We start from the raw sequence: 18,485 nt of genomic DNA on the forward strand, positions 1-18,485 counted from the left end.
CCCGATCTGTGCGTGAAAACGCAACAGTGCCGATGTAGTCAACCACAAAATGGGCGACATCGAAGGCTCTGGGTTGCGTCAGCGGGCCCGCTACCGGGCCCCCGAACAGCTTTTGTGACAACCGGCGCTGGTGCTCCACCCCGGCATTCCAGCCGGTGAGACCGGCCAAAAGGGGGTGGCTGGCCGGTCCGCATAATGACGTCCGTCACAATTTCGCGCAGGCGGAGACCAGCACGTCTCAGGGCACCTCCGGCGGCATCCCGGTGTATTGCGGTCGCGTCGGTTCCGGCACGGCCAGCCCGCAGCGGATCAGTTCGTCGCGCGGGACTCGCTCGATCCGGTATCGGGTGTAGCTCGGCGAGTGCAACAGATTGGACAGGAACCGGCGCGGCCCCATCGGCGCGCGCACCGAGCCCAGCACCGCCGCGGTGTCCGGGCAGCGTAGGGCGGCCTCCGCCTGGGCGATCCAGTCCTGGTCCAAGTAGCCCGGGATGAGCGGATACCACTTGACCCACGGCCCGTCGGCCACCACCCAGTCCCGGAACAGGTCCTTGTCATGGCCGATCCGGCCGTGCTCCAACCGCCCGGTGTGCGCCGCGATCGGGTTGGCCAACCCGATCTGGTCCAGCAACCGCACGTCGAGGCCGGTGTTCATGCCCAGCATGCCCAAGTTGGTGAAGAAGACGGTGTGGGGTCCGGTTGCGCCCGGACCCGGATCGGTCTCAACGCCGAGACCGGGGGGCACCGGCAAGATCGCGGGCACCACGTCCCATTGGTCGTAATTGCCCGACGGCAGCAACAGGGCGCCGTCGGGGGTGGCGGCGATCGTGGTCAGGACGGCGCGCATGCGCGGATAGCCGAGATAGTCCGCGCCGGTCAGCGGGTGGGCCTGGCCGGTCGCCTGGGAGTAGAACCGGCGCTCGTCGACGATTCCGGAGTAGGTGACGCGGGTGGCGTCATAACCCATACCCGGTGAATTGGCCGCCCACAACGCCCATCCGGCCACCGCCAGCCACAGCAGGCCGACGGCGCCGCTGAGCGGGTAACCGGCCTCCCGGCGATAGCGGGCACCGTCGGGCAGCAGCACCGGAATGACCGCCACCGGGGCCACCATGCAGAACAGCGGCGCCAGCAGCACCCGGCCGTGCATGAAGTCCCCGCCCTGACGCACCCAGTAGAGGGCCTGGACCAGTCCGCTGGCCACGAAGAAACAGACCACCGCCCCGGGACTTTGCACCAGCCGGGCCCACGGGCCGACACCGGGGGGAACCGGACGCCGGGGCCGATGACGGACCGCGGAACCGACCCACAGCGCCGCACCCAGCGCGGCGAGCAGCACGGTAGGCACCCACAGCGCGTAGGGAGCGTTGAAGTTCGCCAGGTAGATCATGCCCTGCGACCACTTGTCCCCGGCTGCATCCTTGGCCAGTGCGGTTCCCGGCACCAGGAGGCCGTAGTAGCCCATCCGGAAGATCTGATACGCCACCGGCAGCGCCCCGCCGGCCAGCAGGATCTGCAACCGGCGGCGCCAGTCGGGCGCGGCCACCAGCAGCATGACCAGGGCGCCGCCGCCGATCAGCGCCAACTCGGGACGCACCAGCACACTGAAGCCGGCCACGAACGCCAGGCAGGCGGTGAACCACGCGCCCCGGGCCCGCGAGCGCGGCATGCGCAACGCCTGCGACCAGCAGACCAACATCCACCACAGCAAGCCCAGGTAGGCCAGCACCAGACCGGTCTCCAGACCGGAGGTGGCGAAGTCCCGCGCTGGGGGCAGGGCGATGTAGACCAGCGCCCCGGCCGGCAACAGCAAAGCGCGGCGGCCCTGCAGGCCGGGCGCGTACAGCCGGGCGGCGCCCAGCATCAGCATGGCCACCCCGGCCAGACTCAGTGCCAGCGCAAAGGCCAGTGCCACGTATTCCATCCGCAACGGCCCGCCGAGCCAACTGCCCACATACATCAGGTACGTCCAGGCCGTGGAGGTATTGGCCTCCACCCGCTCTCCGGCGTTGAACACCGGCCCGTTGCCGGCCAGCAGGTTGCGCACGGTGCGCAGCACGATCAGCCCGTCGTCGGAGATCCAGCGTCGCCGCCACGCTCCGATGGCGAACATCGCCAGCACCACCGCCAGTCCGGCCCAGGAGCTCAGCCGCACCGACGGGCTGTAGGCGATCGCCGGCCAGCCCAGCGGCCGGACCCTACGGTCCGGTGTCGCTCCTGGTGGGAGTCGGCTAGCCGAAGGCGACGGCAACACCGATGGTTCCGATCCAGGCCAGCGCCATCAGCTGCATCACCCGGTCACGACGCAGGATGTCTTCGGGCTCGCCGGCCATGCCGCCGTCGACGTCGACGGCGTATCGCAGGATGGCGATGGTGATCGGAATGATCGACACCGCGTACCAGGAGCCCGAACCGCTGTCGCGTTCGAAGGCGAAGAGGCTGTAACAGACCAGCATGGCGGTGGCCGACGCCGTCCATACGAAGCGCAGGTAGGTGCCGGTGTAGCTCTCCAGCGATTTGCGGATCTTGGCACCGGTCTGCTCGGCGATCTGCAGTTCGGCGTAGCGCTTGCCGGCCGCCATGAAAAGCGATCCGAATGCCATCACCAGCAGGAACCATTGGGACAGCGGGATGCTGGCGGCCACGCCTCCGGCGATGGCCCGAATCAGGAATCCCGAGGAGACGATGCAGATGTCCAGCACCGCTTGGTGTTTGAGACCGAAGCAGTAGGCCAGCTGGATGGCCAGGTAGATAGCCATCACCAGCGCCAGGTTCGGGGTCAGCCACCAGGAGATGCCCAGCGAGACCGCGCTCAGCGCCACCGCCAGGACGTAGGCCAGCCCCACCGGAACCACTCCGGCGGCGATCGGCCGGAACCGCTTGGTGGGATGCGCCCGATCGGCCTCGACGTCCTGGGCGTCGTTGACCAGATACACCGCGGAGGCGGCCAGGGAGAACACCACGAAGGCGATCAGCGACTTGCGCGCCAGGTCGGCGTAGTCGTAGTGGACGCCGCCGCCGAGCGCGGCCAGTGGGGCCGCGACCACCAACACGTTCTTGACCCACTGGCGGGGCCGGATCGCCTTGATGACGCCGGACAGCAGGTTCCCCGGCGGGCCGAGCTCGGAGGTTCGATCTTGGGTGTCTGCGCTCATCGCGAGTCTCCAGAGTCGTCCAGGCGGATTGCCGCGGCGGCGACCGCGGCGCCCACCAGCGCGCCGGTGGCGACGTCACTGGGGTAATGCACGCCGAGCACCATCCGCGACAGCGCCATCGGCGGCACCACCAGGGCCGGAAGGGCCCGCGCCGGAAGCCCGGCCGCCCGGCCCAGCAGGATGGCCGCCGCCGCGGTGGAGGTGGCGTGCGCCGAGGGGAAGCTCAACGCGCTGGGAGTCCCGACGTTGATGGCGATCGCCGGATGGTTCGGGCGCTTGCGGCGCACGATGCGCTTGATGATCACCGCGGCAGCGTGCGCGGCCAGGGTGCCGGCGCCGGCCAGCAACCACGACCGGCGCCGCTGCGGCTGCGCCAGCGCGCCGAGCGCCGCTACCGCCAGCCAGCCCAGACTGTGTTCGCCGAAGTGCGACAACGCCCGCGCAGCGGGCAGCACGCCGGGCCGCCCGGCCAACGCCGACTGCACGGCGACCAGCACGGCGTCCTCGCCGTGCGGGGGAATCGCGTCGGGGTCCAGGGCGTGTTCCCTCATGCCGACGTGACACCGTCGGGAAGCAGCACAGTCTCCCACTGCTGTTTGCTGGCCAGCGTGGGCAGCGCCCGGCGGTAGGTCCGGCGCAGCGCGTCGAACCGGCGGGCCAGTTGGTACTGGCGCCGCAGCGATTCGCGCAGCAGCGACAACATCTTCTCCCGGTCGCGCTGGCGGTACACCACTCCGCGCCCGTCGGCGGTGGTGACGGTGACACCGTCCTGGGTGCACAGCAGGAACCAGCGGGCGTCCTGGGTGGGCACGTTGAGCTGCGGGCGCCGGTGATGCTCCGGCTCGGCCTCCTTGAGGTTGTGCAGGATGCCGCGCGCGAGCCGGTAGCCGATGGTCAGCGGCTGCACCGGCGGCCGCATCGGCCTGCGCCGCTGCGACGGGGCGGGCAGCTCGCTGGCGGCCGGCAGCACCACCGCGTCGGGGTAGGTCTTGCGCAGCGCGTGGATATCCGGCAGCGCCGACTCCAGGATCGAGAAGATGTGCTCGGGTCCGGCCATGAAGTCGTCCAACGCCTTGTTCTGCACGGCCACTGTCGAATATTCAAGGCAGGCAAGGTGCTTCAGAGTTGCCTTGAGGTGGCTGCGAATCAGCCCGGAGATGTTGCCGTCCCAGTGCAGGGCCGCGACCATCAACCGGTTGCGCAGGTGGAAGTACGCCTGCCAGTCGATCGCATCGTCTTTGTCGCTCCAGGCCATGTGCCAGATCGCCGCCCCGGGCAGCGTGACGGTCGGGTAGCCGTGCTTACCGGCGCGCAGCCCGTACTCGGCGTCGTCCCACTTGATGAACGACGGGATTGGCTGGCCGATCTCCTCGGCCACGGCGCGCGGGATCATGCACATCCACCAGCCGTTGAAGTCGACGTCGATGCGCCGATGCAGGTCCGGCGACTCGGCCAGCGCGTCGGTGGCGAAGTTGTGGTCGTACTCGGTGTGCGGGGCGTTGGTCCACATGAACACGCCCGCATCGACGACCTCGCCCATGATGTGCAGGTGCGAGGGCTCCTGCAGGTTGAGCATGTGCCCGCCGATCAGGGTGGGCGTCTTGGCGAACCGGTTCAGGGCCAGGGCGCGCAGAATCGAGTCCGGCTCGATGCGGATGTCGTCGTCCATGAACAGGATCTGCTCGCAGCCGGTGTTCTTCAGCGCCTCATACATGACCCGGCTGTAGCCGCCGGAACCGCCGAGGTTGGGCTGGTCGTGCATCGACAGCCGGTCGCCCAGCGCGGCGGCGGCTTCCGGGAAGCCGGGATGGTCGCGCACCTTCGCCGTGCCCTGGTCGGGAACGATGACCGCACTGATGACCTCGTCGACCTCGGCGTCGGAGGTCAGCGCCAACAGCGCGTTGACGCAGTCGTCGGGCCGATTGAAGGTCGGGATGCCGATGGCGATGTCCGCCCGGCCGGGAGCCTCGATCGGGGCGTACCAGCCGCCGCGGTCCAGCGTCACCGGGGTGTCGGTGGTGATGTCGAACCAGATCCAGCCACCGTCTTCGAACGGCTGCAGACCTACCTCGAACTCCACGACCGACGGGGTGTCATGGTTCTCGGCAGATCCGAAAGGCTTGCCGTCCACCGCGATACGCGCACCGGTCGCCTTGGAGCGGTAGACATCTACCCGTCCCGATCCGGTCAGCTCCAGGCGCAGCACCACCGAGCCGAGGATCGACCAGCGCCGCCAGTAGGAAGCCGGGAAGGCGTTGAAGTAGGTGGCGAACGAGACTTCCGACTCCTCGCCGATCTCCAGGCTGGTGCGGGTCAGCGGGTGCGCCCGCCGGCTGTTGGTCTCGGATTCCTCGATGTAGAGCTTGCGCACATCCAGCGGCTCACCCTGGCGCGGCAGGATGATCCGCGAAAGCCGGCTCACCGCGCGCGAACTGTCGGTCATGCCTTACTGCCCTCCCCCAGCGGCACCCCGTCGAGCAGGTGCGGCGCCAGGACGTTGTCGTACATGTTCAGCGCACTGGCGATGGCCATGTGCATGTCCAGATATTGGTAGGTGCCCAGCCGCCCACCGAAGAGCACCTTCGCCGAGTCCATCTCCGCCTTGGCGCGCGCCCGGTAAGCCGTCAGCACCGCCCGGTCCGCCTCGGTGTTGATCGGGTAATAGGGCTCGTCGGCGTCGTCGGCGAACCGCGAGTACTCCCGCATGATCACCGTCTTGTCCGCGGGGTAGTAGTCCCGCTCCGGGTGGAAGTGCCGGAACTCGTGGATGCGGGTGAACGGCACGTCGTCGTCGTTGTAGTTCATCACCGGGGTGCCCTGGAAATCTCCGGTGTCGAGAACTTCGAGCTCGAAATCCAGGGTGCGCCAGCCCAGCTTGCCTTCGGCGTAGTCGAAGTAGCGGTCCAGCGGTCCGGTGTAGACGACGGGAGCCGACGGGTTCGCCTTCCGCAGCTCGTCGCGGACGTCGAACCAGTCGGTGTCCAGGCGCACCTCGATGCGCTCGTCGGCCGCCATGTTCTCCAGCCACGCGGTGTAGCCGTCGACCGGCAATCCCTCGTAGGTGTCGTTGAAGTAGCGGTTGTCGAAGGTGTAGCGCACCGGCAGCCGCGTGATGTTGGACGCCGGCAGTTCCTTGGGGTCGGTCTGCCACTGCTTGGCCGTGTAGTCCTTGACGAACGCCTCGTACAGCGGGCGGCCGATCAGGCTGATCGCCTTCTCCTCGAGGTTCTGCGCCTCGGCGGTGTCGATCTCCGCGGACTGCTCGGCGATCAGCGCCCGGGCCTCGTCCGGCGAGAAATAGCGGCCGAAGAATTGCGACACCAGGCCCAGCCCCATCGGGAACTGGTAGGCCTGGCCGTTGTGCATGGCGAAGACCCGATGCTGGTAGCCGGTGAACTCGGTGAACTGCCGCACGTAGTCCCAGACCCGCCTATTAGAGGTATGGAACAGGTGCGCGCCGTACTTGTGGACTTCGATGCCGGTTTGCGGCTCCGCCTCGGAGTAGGCGTTGCCGCCGATGTGCGGACGCCTCTCGACGACGAGAACACGCTTGCCGAGCTGCGTGGCAACGCGCTCGGCGATGGTCAGGCCGAAGAAGCCGGAACCCACGACAAAGAGGTCAAAACGAGCGGTCATCGGCGCCAAGGGTAGCCGACCAGCGCCCGCCCGCATCGTCGGCGCCCCGCCGCCCCTGCTCGCAGCTCGACTTCGCCCGCCGATTCGAGTGCTCTCCGGCCCGGGCACGTCGGGGAACGGTTGATCGCAGTTTCCTCACGATTCGATCTCGTCACTCTTTTCACACAAGTCACACGCGTACCGTCAGTCACGTAGGGCAGATATCAAGTGCAGTAAACGCCACGACGGCCGCGGCAGAACCGCAGGTTGACGGGCAAAACACATTGAGGAGACTTCCGTGCCGAACCGACGTCGACGCAGGCTCTCGACAACCATGAGCGCAGTCGCCGCCCTGGCGGTCGCGAGTCCGTTCGCAGTTATCGCTGTATCTGAGCTGGTCGCTCACGACAGCGCCCCTCAACACCACGACTTCGTCGCGGCCTCGTCCGTGGCCGACTTGCCCGGTGAGCTGATCACCGCTCTCTCGCAGGGCCTGTCCCAGTTCGGGGTCAACCTCCCGCCGGTGCCGGGATTCACCAACGGCGCCGCCTCGACCGGGCTCTACCCGAGCGCCACGACCGGGACCTATCCCGGCCTGACGTCGCCGGGCCTGGGCACACCGGGACTCACCTCGCCGGGCCTGGGCACACCGGGGCTCACCGACCCGTCGCTGACCACCCCGTCGCTGTCGACGCCGCCGCTGGGCACGCCGGGAGTGTCGACCACCTCCGGCCTGACCACGCCCCCGCTGTTGACCGACTCGTCGCTGACCAGCCCGGGTCTGACCAGTCCCGGCCTCACCAGCCCCGGATTGACCAGCCCCGGTCTCACCAGCCCCGGCCTGACCAGCCCGGGTCTGACCACTCCGGACACCGGCCTGCTCGGGTCCGACGGTCTGCCGCTCACCTCGCCGGTGGGCCTGGACCCCGGCCTGGACGGCACGTACCCGATCCTCGGCGACCCGTCGCTGGGGATGCCGGAGCCCGCCAGCGGCGGACTGGTCAGTGACCTGATGAGCGCGGCCAACCAGTTGGGCGCCGGCCAGGCCATCGACTTGATCAAGGGTGTGGTGATTCCCTCGATCGCACAGGCAGCGCAGGGCGCTGGGCCGGCGGTCGCCGCCCCGCCCCCGCCGCCGTTGCCCTAACCGGACACACAGCGGAGCTGTTCCGCCCGACGGCACCGCAGAGTCGGCCCGCACCTGGCGGGCACCGGAAGACTCTGCGGTGCCGTTAACCCTGTCCGGGTACCGGCCGGGCACCCGTCGCGTGTCGCATCATCTACAACACGTGACACATACGTAACATCAGTGCGTGCCAACCCGTCGTCGTCCCCCGCCGACGATCAAGCTGACCGCGACTCTCGCGACCGTGCTGATCCTGCCGTGGACACTGAACTCCGGGGCAGCTACGAAGGCGCCGCGAGCTTCGGAGGCCGCCCCGAGCGCCGCCGCGACCAAGCTGAGCCAACAACCCCTGGACGAACTGGAACCGGGCGTCACCGTCCGAGAGATCACCCAGGACGAACCGTTCACCATGGTGGCCCTCACCGGCGCTGACCTCAGCGGGACCTCGGCCCGCATCCGCGCCAAGCGCCCCGACGGGACCTGGGGTCCCTGGTATGCGACCGCGCACGAGACCAAACACGAGGCACCGGGGTCCCGCCGGCCCGACGCGCCCGCCCCCGGCCCGGAGGGCACCGAACCGGTATTCGTCGGCCGAACCACCGCCGTACAGATCGCGGTGACCCGGACCGCTCCGATCGCGCCCAGCACCGGGTCGACGGCCAAACCCCGCGGCGCCGGTCCGTCCGCCCCGGGCGAGGCGGCCAGGGCGCACCCGCCCGCGAAGAAATCCGCGCCGGCCGATCTCGGCTACGTGCCGGCCACCGCCGCGCAGCCGCTTGCCCAGAACATCTCCGCGGTGCTGATCACGCCGCCGAAAACCCCCGCCGACGCCCAGTGGCAACCGCCGCGGGCCGTACTGGCGCCGGGCCAGCCGCCGAACATCATTCCGCGCAGCCACTGGGGCGCCGGGGCCTATGGCCGGTGCGGCAAACCCGTGGAGAGTGGGCCGGTCCACGCGGCCGTGGTGCACCACACCGCAGGTTCCAACGACTACGCCCCCGAAGACTCCGCGGAGATCATCCGGGCGATCTACGCCTACCACACCCGCACCCTGGGCTGGTGCGACATCGGCTACAACGCACTGGTGGACAAGTACGGCCAGGTTTTCGAGGGCCGGGCCGGCGGCCTCACCCGCGGCATCATGGGCAGCCACGCAGGAGGGTTCAACAGCAACACCTGGGGGGTGACCTTGATCGGCACCTTCGACGACGCACCTCCCCCGCCGATCCAGCTCGAGTCCGTTGGCCGGCTGCTGGGCTGGCGGCTGGGACTGGACCGCACCGACCCGCGCGGCATGGCCCAACTGACCTCCGCCGGTGGTTCTTTCACCAACGTTCCGCGGGGTGCATCGCTGACGTTGCCCTCGATCATCGGCCACCGCGACCTCGACGCCACCGAATGCCCTGGCAACCAGGGATACATCGCTCTCAACGCGATCCGCGAGATCGCCGCCCGATTCAACGAACCACCCGGGCCCGAAGACCTCGCCCGGGTGATGGAGGGCGGCGCCATCCACACCCGCTGGCTGGAGTTGGGCGGCGCGGAGGGCATGCTCGGAGCGCCCACCTCGCCGGAGGCGATCGGCGAGGGCTCCACCAAGTACGCCACGTTCGAACACGGCGCGGTGTACTGGTCGCCGGAGACCGGCGCACAGCCCATCACCGGGGCGATCTACGACGCCTGGGCGTCGCTGGGCTATGAGCGCGGCGTGCTCGGCCTGCCGACCAGCGCCGAGATCCCTGAACCGGAGTGGGTGGGGCAGAACTTCCAGCACGGCACGTTGAACTACAACTGGGCCAGCGGAGCGGTGATCCGAGTCGTCGACGGTGTCGCCGAAGAGCTGCCCCCGCCGCCGCCGGAGGGACCACCGGTGCAGCTCGAGCGCTTCTCTCGGGTGATCGATCCCTTCGCCGGCGAGTAGCCCTCGTTGACTCTGCGCCTACCAGGAAGAAGTTCGAGTGCAGTGCCTGGTGGACGCAGAGTCAGCGAAGGAAAATCCGTTCCAGCACCCGCGCCAGGCCGTCTTCGCTGTTGGGGGCGGTGATCTCGGCCGCGGCCGCCAGGACGTCGGGGTGGGCGTTGCCCATCGCCACACCGTGGCCCGCGCGAACCAGCATCGGCAGGTCGTTGGGCATGTCACCGAACGCCACCACCTGCTCGACGTCGATCCCCAGCGGAGCGATCAGCTCCTCGAGCCCGCTGGCCTTGGTGATCCCCGCCGGCACCACTTCGAGCAGTCCGTTGTTGGTGGAGTAGGTGATTTCGGCTGCGGTTCCGACGTGCGCCGCAAGCTGCGCCGCCATGTCGGCGCTGGACGCCCCCGCCTTGCGGACCAGCAGCTTGATCGCGGGCTGGGACAGTAGGTCCTCCAGGGACACCTCGGTGTTGTCGGGGTTCAGCCAGGCGTGTTCATAGCCGGGCGAGCTGACGAACTGCGGGGTTGCCGCGTCATGCGCGCGCTCGCCGATACGCTCCACCGCCAGGCCCGCTCCCGGCAGCGCACGGCCGACGACTTCGGCCAGCTTGACCAGGTTGTCGGCCGACAGCGTCCGCGCCGACACCACCCGGTCGGTGGCCGGGTCGTAGATCACCGCCCCGTTGGCGCACACCGCCATCGGTGCGAACCCGAGCGCGTCGACCACCGGCGCGATCCACCGCGGCGGGCGACCGGTTGCCAGCACGAAATGCGCGCCGGAGTCCACGGCCGCGTGCACCGCGGCCCGGGTCCGGGCGGTGATGGCTTCGTTGTCGTCGAGCAGGGTGCCGTCGACATCGCTGGCGATCAGCGCGGGGCGGCCGCTGCGGCCAGTCATCGACACGGCCTCGGCCACGGTGCGCGCACTGCCTTACAGCTCCGTGCCGGGAGGGTCGGCCCGATGGCCACCTGCACTCTTACGCTTCCGTTCCGCCAGTTCCTGCTCTTCCAAAATCCTAGCCTCCTCCGGGGTGGGCGCTGCTCCGCCGAGTCGTCGGGGCACCCAGAATTCACCGGCCGGATGCGGGTAGTCCTGCTGCACCGCAGCCAGTATCGGCGACATGTGCTCGCGCAGCCGGGCGGTGAGCGCCGCGGCGTCCCCGCAGGGGGCCAGTGGCTCCCCCACCTGCACGGTGACCGGTACCTTGCTGGCCACCAACCGCGCGCGCGGGTGATCCTTGGTCCAGAGCCGGTGCGCACCCCACACGATCAGCGGGATTATCGGCACCTGCGCCTCCAGGGCCATCCGGGCCGCCCCGGATTTGAACCGCTTGAGCTCGAAGCTGCGGCTGATGGTGGCCTCGGGATACACGCCCACCAACTCTCCCGAGCGCAACGCGGCGACCGCATGCCGGTAGGCGTCGGCGCCGGCCGCCCGGTCCACCGGGATGGTGCGGGTGTGGCGGATCAGATAGTTCACCACCGGCACCCGCTGCATCTCGGCCTTGATCATGAACCGCATCCGGCGGCCCCGGTAATACGCCGCCAACCCGGCCGGCAGGAAGTCCACGTAACCGGTGTGGTTGATCGCGATCACCGCGCCGCCCCGGGCCGGAATGCGTTCCAGTCCCCGATAGTCGATCCGAGCGCCGGCGATCTTCACCGCGCTCAACGCCGTGAACTCCAACGCTCGGAAGACGGGCTCCATGGCAGGGCGTTATTCAGCGGCGCCCGTCGGGCTCGGCGGCTGCTGCTGGCGGGCGGCCCGCTGCTCGGCTTTGCGGGCTGCTTCGGCGGCGTCGAGTTCGAGCGCTTCGGCCGGGGTGGGGGCACCGCCACCGAGCCGGGCCGGCACCCAGAAGGCTCCAGCAGGGTGCTCGGGGTAGGCGTCCTGGGCCTGCTCCAGCAGGTGCTGCATGCGGGTCTGCAACAGAGCGCGCAGATCTTCGACCGGCGGGGTCGGGGGAATCGGCTCGCCGATCGTCACCGAGATGGGCACCTTGCTGCGACCGAGCCGCTTCGGGTGATCCTTGGTCCAGACCCGCTGGGCGCCCCACACGATGTGCGGGATGATCGGCACCTGCGCCTCGATCGCCATCCGCGCGGCGCCGCTCTTGAACTCCTTGAGCTCGAAACTGCGGCTGATCGTCGCCTCCGGATAGACCCCCACCAGTTCACCGGCCTTGAGGTACTCCACGGCGGTGGCATAGGACTCCGCCCCCTGGCTGCGATCCACCGCAATGTGGCGGCAGCCGCGCATGATCGGGCGGGTCAACCGGTTGTCGAAGGTTTCCTTCTTGGCCATGAATCGCACCCGCCGGCGCGGCTTCGCGTCATAGGAGGCAACCCCAGCAAAGAGGAAGTCGAGGTATCCGGTGTGGTTGATGGCAATCACCGCGCCGCCGGTCGCGGGCAGGTGCTCTCTGCCGGTGACGGTGATTTTCAGGCCCTCATAACGCCACAACGTGTGCGCGGCGAACGCGATAGTCCCATACCAAGGCTCCACAGCACCAAAGCCTAGGCGATGGGGCCGGCTGCGCCGCCGGTAAGCTCGGATGGGATCTCTTTGAGCGTCGGGAGAAGAATCACGTGCAGGTCACCAGCGTCGGGCACGCCGGCTTCCGGATCGAGACCGCTGCCGGCAGCATCTTGTGCGACCCCTGGGTGAATCCGGCCTACTTCGGATCATGGTTCCCCTTCCCGGATAACTCTTCGCTCGACTGGGACGCCCTCGGCGACTGCGATTACCTCTATATCTCGCATCTGCACCACGATCACTTCGATCCGCGCCACCTGGCGGCCCACGTCAACAAGGACGCGGTGGTGCTGTTGCCCGATTACCCGGTGCCCGACCTGCGCCGGGAGCTCGAAGCTCTGGGTTTTCACCGCTTCTTCGAGACGGCCGATTCGCAACGGCACACGGTGCACGGCCCCAGGGGCGACCTCGACGTGATGATCATCGCGCTGCGGGCCCCCGCCGACGGCCCGATCGGCGACTCGGGGCTGGTGGTCTCCGACGGGGTGACCACCGTGTTCAACATGAACGATTCCCGCCCGATCGACCTGGATGTGCTCCAGGCCTTCGGCACCGTCGACGTGCACCTGCTGCAGTACTCCGGGGCGATCTGGTACCCGATGGTCTACGACATGCCGGCCCGGGCCAAGGAGGCGTTCGGGATCCAGAAGCGGCAGCGGCAGATGGACCGCGCCCGCCAATACGTCGCCCACGTCGGAGCCACCTGGGTGGTGCCCTCGGCGGGTCCGCCGTGCTTCCTGGACCCAGAGCTGCGCTATCTCAACGACGATCACGACGATCCGGCGAACATCTTTCCCGACGAGGTGGTGTTCCTCGATCAGTTGCGTCGCAACGGCCACGACGGCGGGTTGCTGATGATTCCCGGCAGTACCGCCAGCTTCACCGGTTCGCAGTTGGATTCGCTGACACACCCGTTGCCGCAGGCAGACGTCGAGGCGATCTTCACCACCGGCAAGGCGGACTACATCGCCGACTACGCGCAGCGGATGGCGCCGGCGCTGGCCGCCGAGAAGGCCTCCTGGGCGCCGGCTGCCGGTCCGGCAATGCTCGAACCGCTACGGGACCTGTTCGAGCCGATCATGGCGCGCAGCAACGAGATCTGCGACGGCATCGGCTATCCGGTCGAGCTGGTGCTCGACGGCCCCGGGCACACCGAGACGGTGGTGCTGGACTTCCCCAAACGGATGGTGCGCGAGCCGATTCCGGGTGAGAAGTTCCGGTACGGCTTCGGCATTCCGCCCGAGCTGGTGCGCACCGTGCTGCGTGACGGCGAGCCGGACTGGGTCAACACCATCTTCTTGTCCACGCGGTTCTCCGCGTGGCGGGTCGGCGGCTACAACGAGTACCTCTACACGTTCTTCAAGTGCCTGACCGAGGACCGCATCGTCTACGCCGAAGGCTGGTTCGGTGAAAGTCATGACGACTCGGCGACCATCACCTTGGGCGACTGGCAGATTCAGCGCCGCTGCCCGCACATGAAGGCCGATCTGTCGAAGGTGGGCGTGGTGGAGGGCGACATCTTGACCTGCAATCAGCACGGCTGGGAGTGGGACCTCAAATCGGGGCGCTGCCTGACCGCCAAGGGCCACGAACTGCGCTGCGAGAAACTGTGAGCGGCGACTCCTACGACGACGGCCTGGTGGCGCTGGATCGCCGGGCAATCACGTTGCGCCGCTACCACTTCCCTTCCGGAACCGCCAAGGTGATCCCGCTGTCGGCGATCCGCCGTTATCGCACCGAGCCACTGGGCATGTTCACCCACCGCTTCCGGATCTGGGGCAGTTCGGATCTGCGGCGCTGGCTGCCGCTGGACGTCCGACGGCCGGTGCGGTCCACGCTGATCACCCTGGATCTGCAGGGCGACCCGTGGCCCCGGCCGGCCTTCACGCCGGCGGACCCGGAGAAGTTCCTGGCGCTGCTCGACGAACTGCGCGCCGACCGCTAACTCGCCCAACGTGCGCTCAGCCCGAATTTCAGGGGGATTTTTCGCGCTGGTTACACGCTCGGCGTCCTGGTCAGCGGTCGGCCAGGACCTGATGGGCGGCGTTATAGCCCGGGATGAAGGTGATCCCGGGCCCGCCGTGACAGCCCGCGCTGCCCAGATACAGGCCCTGCACGGGTAACGGCTGTCCCAAGAACCCGGTGGGCCCGGGACGATTCGGGCCGATCTGGTCGGGGTTGAGCAGGCCGTGGCAGTAATCGCCGCCGGGGGCACCGAACATGGTGCCCATGTGGCGCGGCGTGAAGGTGGTGTGCCGGGTGATGCTGCGCTCGAAATTCGGCGCCAGCCGGGTGATCTTGTCGATCACCCGTTGGCCCATTTCCGCTTTCATCTGGCCGTAGTTCCCGTTGCCCTCGATGGGGAACCACAGCGCGAAGGCCGACGCGGCGTGCTTGCCGGGCGGTGCCAGTTCCGGGTCGTGCAGTGACGGGATCTGCAACACCACAGTCGGGTCGGCCGGAACGACACCGCGACGGGCCTGCTCCCATTGCTGCTGCACCTCCTCGGGTGTGCAGAAGATGCCCAGCGAAGCCTGCATCGCGGGCTCGTTGAGCATCTCGTAGGGAGCGGCGAACTCCGGTGCCTCGTCCAGGGCGAAATGCATCTGCAGATAACTGCCCCGGTGGTCGATTCCGGCGTAGCGGGCGCGGATGTCCTCAGGCACCGAAGCCGCGTCGAGCAGCCGGGTGACGGTGACGTCGGGGGCGACGGCCGATACCACCACCGGCGCGCTCACGGTGTCGCCGCGTTCGGTGCGCACGCCGCTGACCCGCGATCCGGATTCCTCGACCAGGATCTCGGCCACCGCGGTGCGCAGCCGCAGCTGTCCCCCCAGTGCGGTGAACGCCCCGCAGAGGTGTCCGGTAAGGGCCCCGATCCCCCCGCGCAGCTTCTTCATCAGGACGGTGTTCTCGTCGGGCACCCCCAGGCCGAAGGCCAGGGCGGCGGCACTGCCGGGGGTGGCCGGTCCGCGGTAGAGGGTGTTGACCGCCAGCACGGTGAAGGAGCCGCGCAACGCCGCATGCTTCTCCCGGTCAGGCAGATACCGGTCCAGCACGTCGGTGACCGAGCCGAACAGCATGTCGTCGATGGCGGAGCGTTCGAATTCGTTTGCGGCGCAGGCATACATTTCGTCAAGCGACTTCGGCGGGCGGCCCGCCTCGAAACGGCCCAGCGCCCGGGTGGGGGCTTGGCTCCAGGCCAACAGGCCGGCCATGCCGTTGACCGCCTCGGCGCCGTGCACCTCACTGAGGTGGGTGAACATCTTCATCGGATCGGCGTATTGGATCAGCGGGGCGTCGCCGATGCCCCGCATTGCCACCGACATGACCTCGAGATCGACGGCGTCCAGACCGTCCAGGCCCAGCTCCGCACTGACCACGGCCGACGTCGGGAACTGCACCGAGCCGGCGATCTCGAACCGGTAGCCGTCGAACAGCTCCACCGTCGACGCCATCCCCCCGGCGTAGCGCCCGGCCTCCAGGCACAGCGTGCGCAGTCCGGCGCGCTGCAGGATGACCGCCGCGGCCAGACCGTTATGCCCGGCCCCTATGACGATCGCGTCGTAATCGGTCATCGATCCGCCCTTCCCGCTTTCCGGGAACGCTGGCAGGCGGGCCTAGTTTTGTCAATATTGACGTAACTAGAGGTTGCGCAGCGAGTTCAGGGCCGCGCGGCACATCCGGGCCAGCTCGGCCAGTGAGCGGTCCTGCCCGAGCATCCAGACCTCCATCGCGGCGAACACGGCCGCCGCGATGCAGCGCGCGGTCACCGCCACCGGCAGCGGATCGCCTGCTTGCTGCGCCGGCCCGGGCCGCGCCTCGCCGTCGGCGGTCCGCGCCGCGCCGCCGGGTGCGGTGGCCCGCAGCCGCTCAGCCACGGCGTCTGCGAAGTCGGTCTCCACCTGTCGCATGTGGCGCACGATGCGTTCCGGATCGAGCTCCTCGGCGCGCAGCGCGGCGATGCGCGTCACCGCTTCGACGTCATAGGGAAACGCGAAGATCGCCGCCTGGACCGACTCGATCATCGGCTCACCCGGCGGGCGCGCGGCCAGGGCGCTGCGAAACCACTGCAGCCCGGCGTCGTAGTCGGCGAACAGAAGGTCGTGCTTGGAGGTGAAGTGCCGATAAAACGTTCGCAGCGACACGCCGGCGTCGGCGGCGATCTGTTCGGCGCAGGTGTCCTCGACGCCTTGGGCCAAAAAGCGCACGAGCGCGGCCTGGCGCAACGCTTCACGGGTGCGTTCGCTGCGCGCAGTCTGGGGCGCTCGGGGCATGCGGGTAAACGTACCGCAGCGCGCCACGGCCGCCGGTAACGGCAATTTTGACAAAACTGAGCGCGGGCGGTGAGAGACTGCCCGCATGATCTCGCTCATCGTGCATGCGGTCCTCGGCCTGGCGACCATCTGGTGGATCGTGTCTTCCAACCGGTCCGTTTTTGCGAAACCGTCTGGCGGCGAACTCTTCTCGCCGCTGGAGATGGTGTTCTACGCGGTCGGAATCGCCCCGATCGTGCTGGGGTGGTACTTCAACATCCGGTTCGTCAACGAGTACGCGCACGGGCCCAACCACAATCCGATCTGGGGACCGGGCAGTTGGACGCACTACATCCAGCTGATGTACACCAATCCAGCGGCCGGATCGGCCAGCCAGGACTACACGATCATCAATGTCGTTCTGCTGCCGCTGTTCACCATCGTCGACGGCTACCGCCGCGGGCTGCGGCGGCCGTGGCTCTACTTCGTTTCGAGCCTGTTCACCAGTTGCGCGTTCGCCTATGCCTTCTACTTCGCCACCATCCAGCGCCAGCACCGGCACGCCAAGGCCGCGGCGTCGCGCGCGACGAATCCGGTTACCGCTCAGCGACCGGGCGGCTCCAGCACGTCCACCCCGACGTAGGGCACCAGTGCCTGCGGGACCCGCACGCTGCCGTCGGGCTGCTGGTGGTTCTCCAGGATCGCCACCAGCCACCGGGTGGTGGCCAGCGTGCCGTTGAGCGTGGCGGCGGTCTGCGGCTTGCCGTTCTCGTCGCGGTAGCGGGTTGCCAGCCTGCGGGCCTGGAAGGTGGTGCAGTTCGAGGTGGACGTCAGCTCCCGGTAGGTGCCCTGCGAGGGCACCCACGCCTCACAGTCGAACTTGCGGGCGGCCGAGGATCCCAAATCTCCTGCGGCCACATCGATCACCCGGTAGGGCACTTCGATGCGGGCCAGCATCTCGCGCTGCCAGCCGAGCAGCCGTTCATGCTCGGCTTCGGCGTCTTCGGGTCGGCAGTAGACGAAGCCCTCCACCTTGTCGAACTGGTGCACCCGAATGATGCCCCGGGTGTCCTTGCCGTAGCTGCCGGCTTCCCGCCGGAAACACGACGACCACCCGGCGTAGCGCAACGGCCCGCCGGACAGATCCAGAATCTCGTCGGAGTGATAGCCGGCCAGCGGCACCTCGGAGGTGCCCACCAGGTAGAGGTCGTCGGCCTCCAGCCGATACACCTCGTCGGCGTGGGCGCCCAGGAAGCCGGTGCCCGACATGACCTCCGGGCGGACCAGGGCCGGAGTGATCATCGGGGTGAACCCGTTGTCGACCGCCACGCGCACGGCCAGCTGCAACAGGCCCAGCTGCAACAGGGCGCCGCGGCCGGTGAGGAAGTAGAAGCGCGAGCCGGAGACCTTGGCTCCGCGACCCATGTCGATCAGGCCCAGCGCCTCGCCCAGCTCGAGGTGGTCACGCGGGCGCTCGATGGCCGGGGGCTCGCCGACGGTGTCGATCACGGCGAAGTCGTCCTCACCGCCCGGGGGCACTCCGTCGATCACGACGTTGGCGATCGCCATGTGCGCGGCGGTGAGGGCCGCTTCGGCTTCGCCTTGGGCTGCTTCGGCAGCCTTGACCTGCTCAGCGAGTTCCTTGGCCCGGGCCAGCAGGGCGGGGCGTTCCTCAGCGGACGCGGCCCCCACGGAGCGGCTGGCCGTCTTCTGTTCGGCACGCAACGCATCGGCCGACGCGATGGCGGCGCGTCGTGCGGAGTCGGCGGCCAGCAGGGCGTCCACCAGGGCCGGGTCCTCGCCGCGAGCCACCTGAGAGCGTCGGACACGGTCGGGGTCTTCACGCAGCAGCTTCAGGTCGATCACGGCAAAACCCTACAAC

16 protein-coding genes are annotated in these 18,485 nt (G+C 68.7%); 5 read left to right on the top strand and 11 right to left on the bottom strand.

Translation table 11 applies throughout. The features are described from left to right. Positions 1-238 precede the first annotated feature (238 nt). From zomB to glf, 5 genes are read right to left on the bottom strand one after another with little or no spacing between them, the layout of a single operon-like run. Positions 239-2,254 carry a terminal beta-(1->2)-arabinofuranosyltransferase gene (gene zomB / locus G6N14_RS17125; RefSeq protein ID WP_085135983.1) on the bottom strand — a complete coding sequence of 672 codons (2,016 nt, stop codon included), beginning with the start codon at positions 2,252-2,254 and terminating at the stop codon, positions 239-241. Further along, positions 2,232-3,155 carry a decaprenyl-phosphate phosphoribosyltransferase gene (locus G6N14_RS17130; RefSeq protein WP_085135982.1) on the bottom strand — a complete coding sequence of 308 codons (924 nt, stop codon included), beginning with the start codon at positions 3,153-3,155 and terminating at the stop codon, positions 2,232-2,234. The genes zomB and G6N14_RS17130 overlap by 23 nt, the downstream gene beginning before the upstream one ends. Further along, positions 3,152-3,706, bottom strand: coding sequence for a phosphatase PAP2 family protein (locus G6N14_RS17135; protein WP_085135981.1), 555 nt, complete (start codon positions 3,704-3,706; stop codon positions 3,152-3,154). Before G6N14_RS17135 ends, G6N14_RS17130 begins: the two co-directional genes overlap by 4 nt. Next, the gene (locus G6N14_RS17140; RefSeq protein WP_085135980.1) at positions 3,703-5,598 is read right to left on the bottom strand and encodes a glycosyltransferase; all 1,896 of its coding nucleotides are present in this window, start codon (positions 5,596-5,598) and stop codon (positions 3,703-3,705) included. The genes G6N14_RS17135 and G6N14_RS17140 overlap by 4 nt, the downstream gene beginning before the upstream one ends. Beyond that, a complete protein-coding gene (gene glf, locus G6N14_RS17145; protein WP_085135979.1) occupies positions 5,595-6,791 on the bottom strand; it encodes a UDP-galactopyranose mutase in 1,197 nt (398 codons plus the stop codon). Before glf ends, G6N14_RS17140 begins: the two co-directional genes overlap by 4 nt. Before the next feature lie 277 nt (positions 6,792-7,068). Between glf and G6N14_RS17150 the strand changes: the two genes are divergently transcribed. Together G6N14_RS17150 and G6N14_RS17155 are read left to right on the top strand one after the other, a co-directional pair. Next, positions 7,069-7,917 (top strand): hypothetical protein, encoded by an 849-nt coding sequence (locus tag G6N14_RS17150; RefSeq protein WP_085135978.1) that lies wholly within the window; start codon positions 7,069-7,071, stop codon positions 7,915-7,917. A 166-nt stretch (positions 7,918-8,083) separates the two neighbouring features. Then, positions 8,084-9,817: an N-acetylmuramoyl-L-alanine amidase gene (locus tag G6N14_RS17155; RefSeq protein WP_085135977.1), complete on the top strand. Its 1,734-nt coding sequence runs from the start codon at positions 8,084-8,086 to the stop codon at positions 9,815-9,817. Positions 9,818-9,878: 61 nt separating this feature from the next. On the opposite strand, the gene G6N14_RS17160 is transcribed toward G6N14_RS17155, so the two are convergent. The 3 genes from G6N14_RS17160 to G6N14_RS17170 are packed head-to-tail and all read right to left on the bottom strand — an operon-like array spanning position 9,879 to position 12,317. Beyond that, positions 9,879-10,709 (bottom strand): Cof-type HAD-IIB family hydrolase, encoded by an 831-nt coding sequence (locus G6N14_RS17160; RefSeq protein ID WP_085136076.1) that lies wholly within the window; start codon positions 10,707-10,709, stop codon positions 9,879-9,881. 33 nt (positions 10,710-10,742) lie between these two features. Next, positions 10,743-11,519 (bottom strand): lysophospholipid acyltransferase family protein, encoded by a 777-nt coding sequence (locus G6N14_RS17165; protein ID WP_085135976.1) that lies wholly within the window; start codon positions 11,517-11,519, stop codon positions 10,743-10,745. 9 nt (positions 11,520-11,528) lie between these two features. After that, a complete protein-coding gene (locus G6N14_RS17170) occupies positions 11,529-12,317 on the bottom strand; it encodes a lysophospholipid acyltransferase family protein (protein WP_085135975.1) in 789 nt (262 codons plus the stop codon). Between the two features lie 83 nt (positions 12,318-12,400). Here G6N14_RS17170 and G6N14_RS17175 point away from each other — a divergent pair, with 83 nt between their 5' ends. Next, positions 12,401-13,960, top strand: coding sequence for an MBL fold metallo-hydrolase (locus tag G6N14_RS17175; RefSeq protein ID WP_085135974.1), 1,560 nt, complete (start codon positions 12,401-12,403; stop codon positions 13,958-13,960). Next, on the top strand, positions 13,957-14,292 hold the full coding sequence (locus G6N14_RS17180; RefSeq protein WP_407663134.1) for a PH domain-containing protein: 336 nt from the start codon (positions 13,957-13,959) through the stop codon (positions 14,290-14,292). Before G6N14_RS17175 ends, G6N14_RS17180 begins: the two co-directional genes overlap by 4 nt. Positions 14,293-14,362: 70 nt before the next feature. Here the strand turns inward: G6N14_RS17180 and G6N14_RS17185 are convergent, their stop codons facing one another. Next, positions 14,363-15,925 (bottom strand): phytoene desaturase family protein, encoded by a 1,563-nt coding sequence (locus G6N14_RS17185; protein ID WP_085135973.1) that lies wholly within the window; start codon positions 15,923-15,925, stop codon positions 14,363-14,365. 66 nt (positions 15,926-15,991) lie between these two features. Beyond that, positions 15,992-16,624, bottom strand: a complete 633-nt coding sequence (locus G6N14_RS17190; protein ID WP_085135972.1) for a TetR/AcrR family transcriptional regulator — start codon at positions 16,622-16,624, stop codon at positions 15,992-15,994. Between the two features lie 85 nt (positions 16,625-16,709). Between G6N14_RS17190 and G6N14_RS17195 the strand changes: the two genes are divergently transcribed. Continuing rightward, on the top strand, positions 16,710-17,246 hold the full coding sequence (locus G6N14_RS17195) for a DUF2834 domain-containing protein (RefSeq protein WP_085135971.1): 537 nt from the start codon (positions 16,710-16,712) through the stop codon (positions 17,244-17,246). On the opposite strand, the gene serS is transcribed toward G6N14_RS17195, so the two are convergent. Next, positions 17,207-18,469, bottom strand: a complete 1,263-nt coding sequence (gene serS, locus G6N14_RS17200) for a serine--tRNA ligase (RefSeq protein WP_085135970.1) — start codon at positions 18,467-18,469, stop codon at positions 17,207-17,209. The genes G6N14_RS17195 and serS overlap by 40 nt on opposite strands. Positions 18,470-18,485 lie beyond the last annotated feature (16 nt).

It is taken from the genome of Mycolicibacter hiberniae (assembly GCF_010729485.1).
Lineage (GTDB): Bacteria > Actinomycetota > Actinomycetes > Mycobacteriales > Mycobacteriaceae > Mycobacterium > Mycobacterium hiberniae.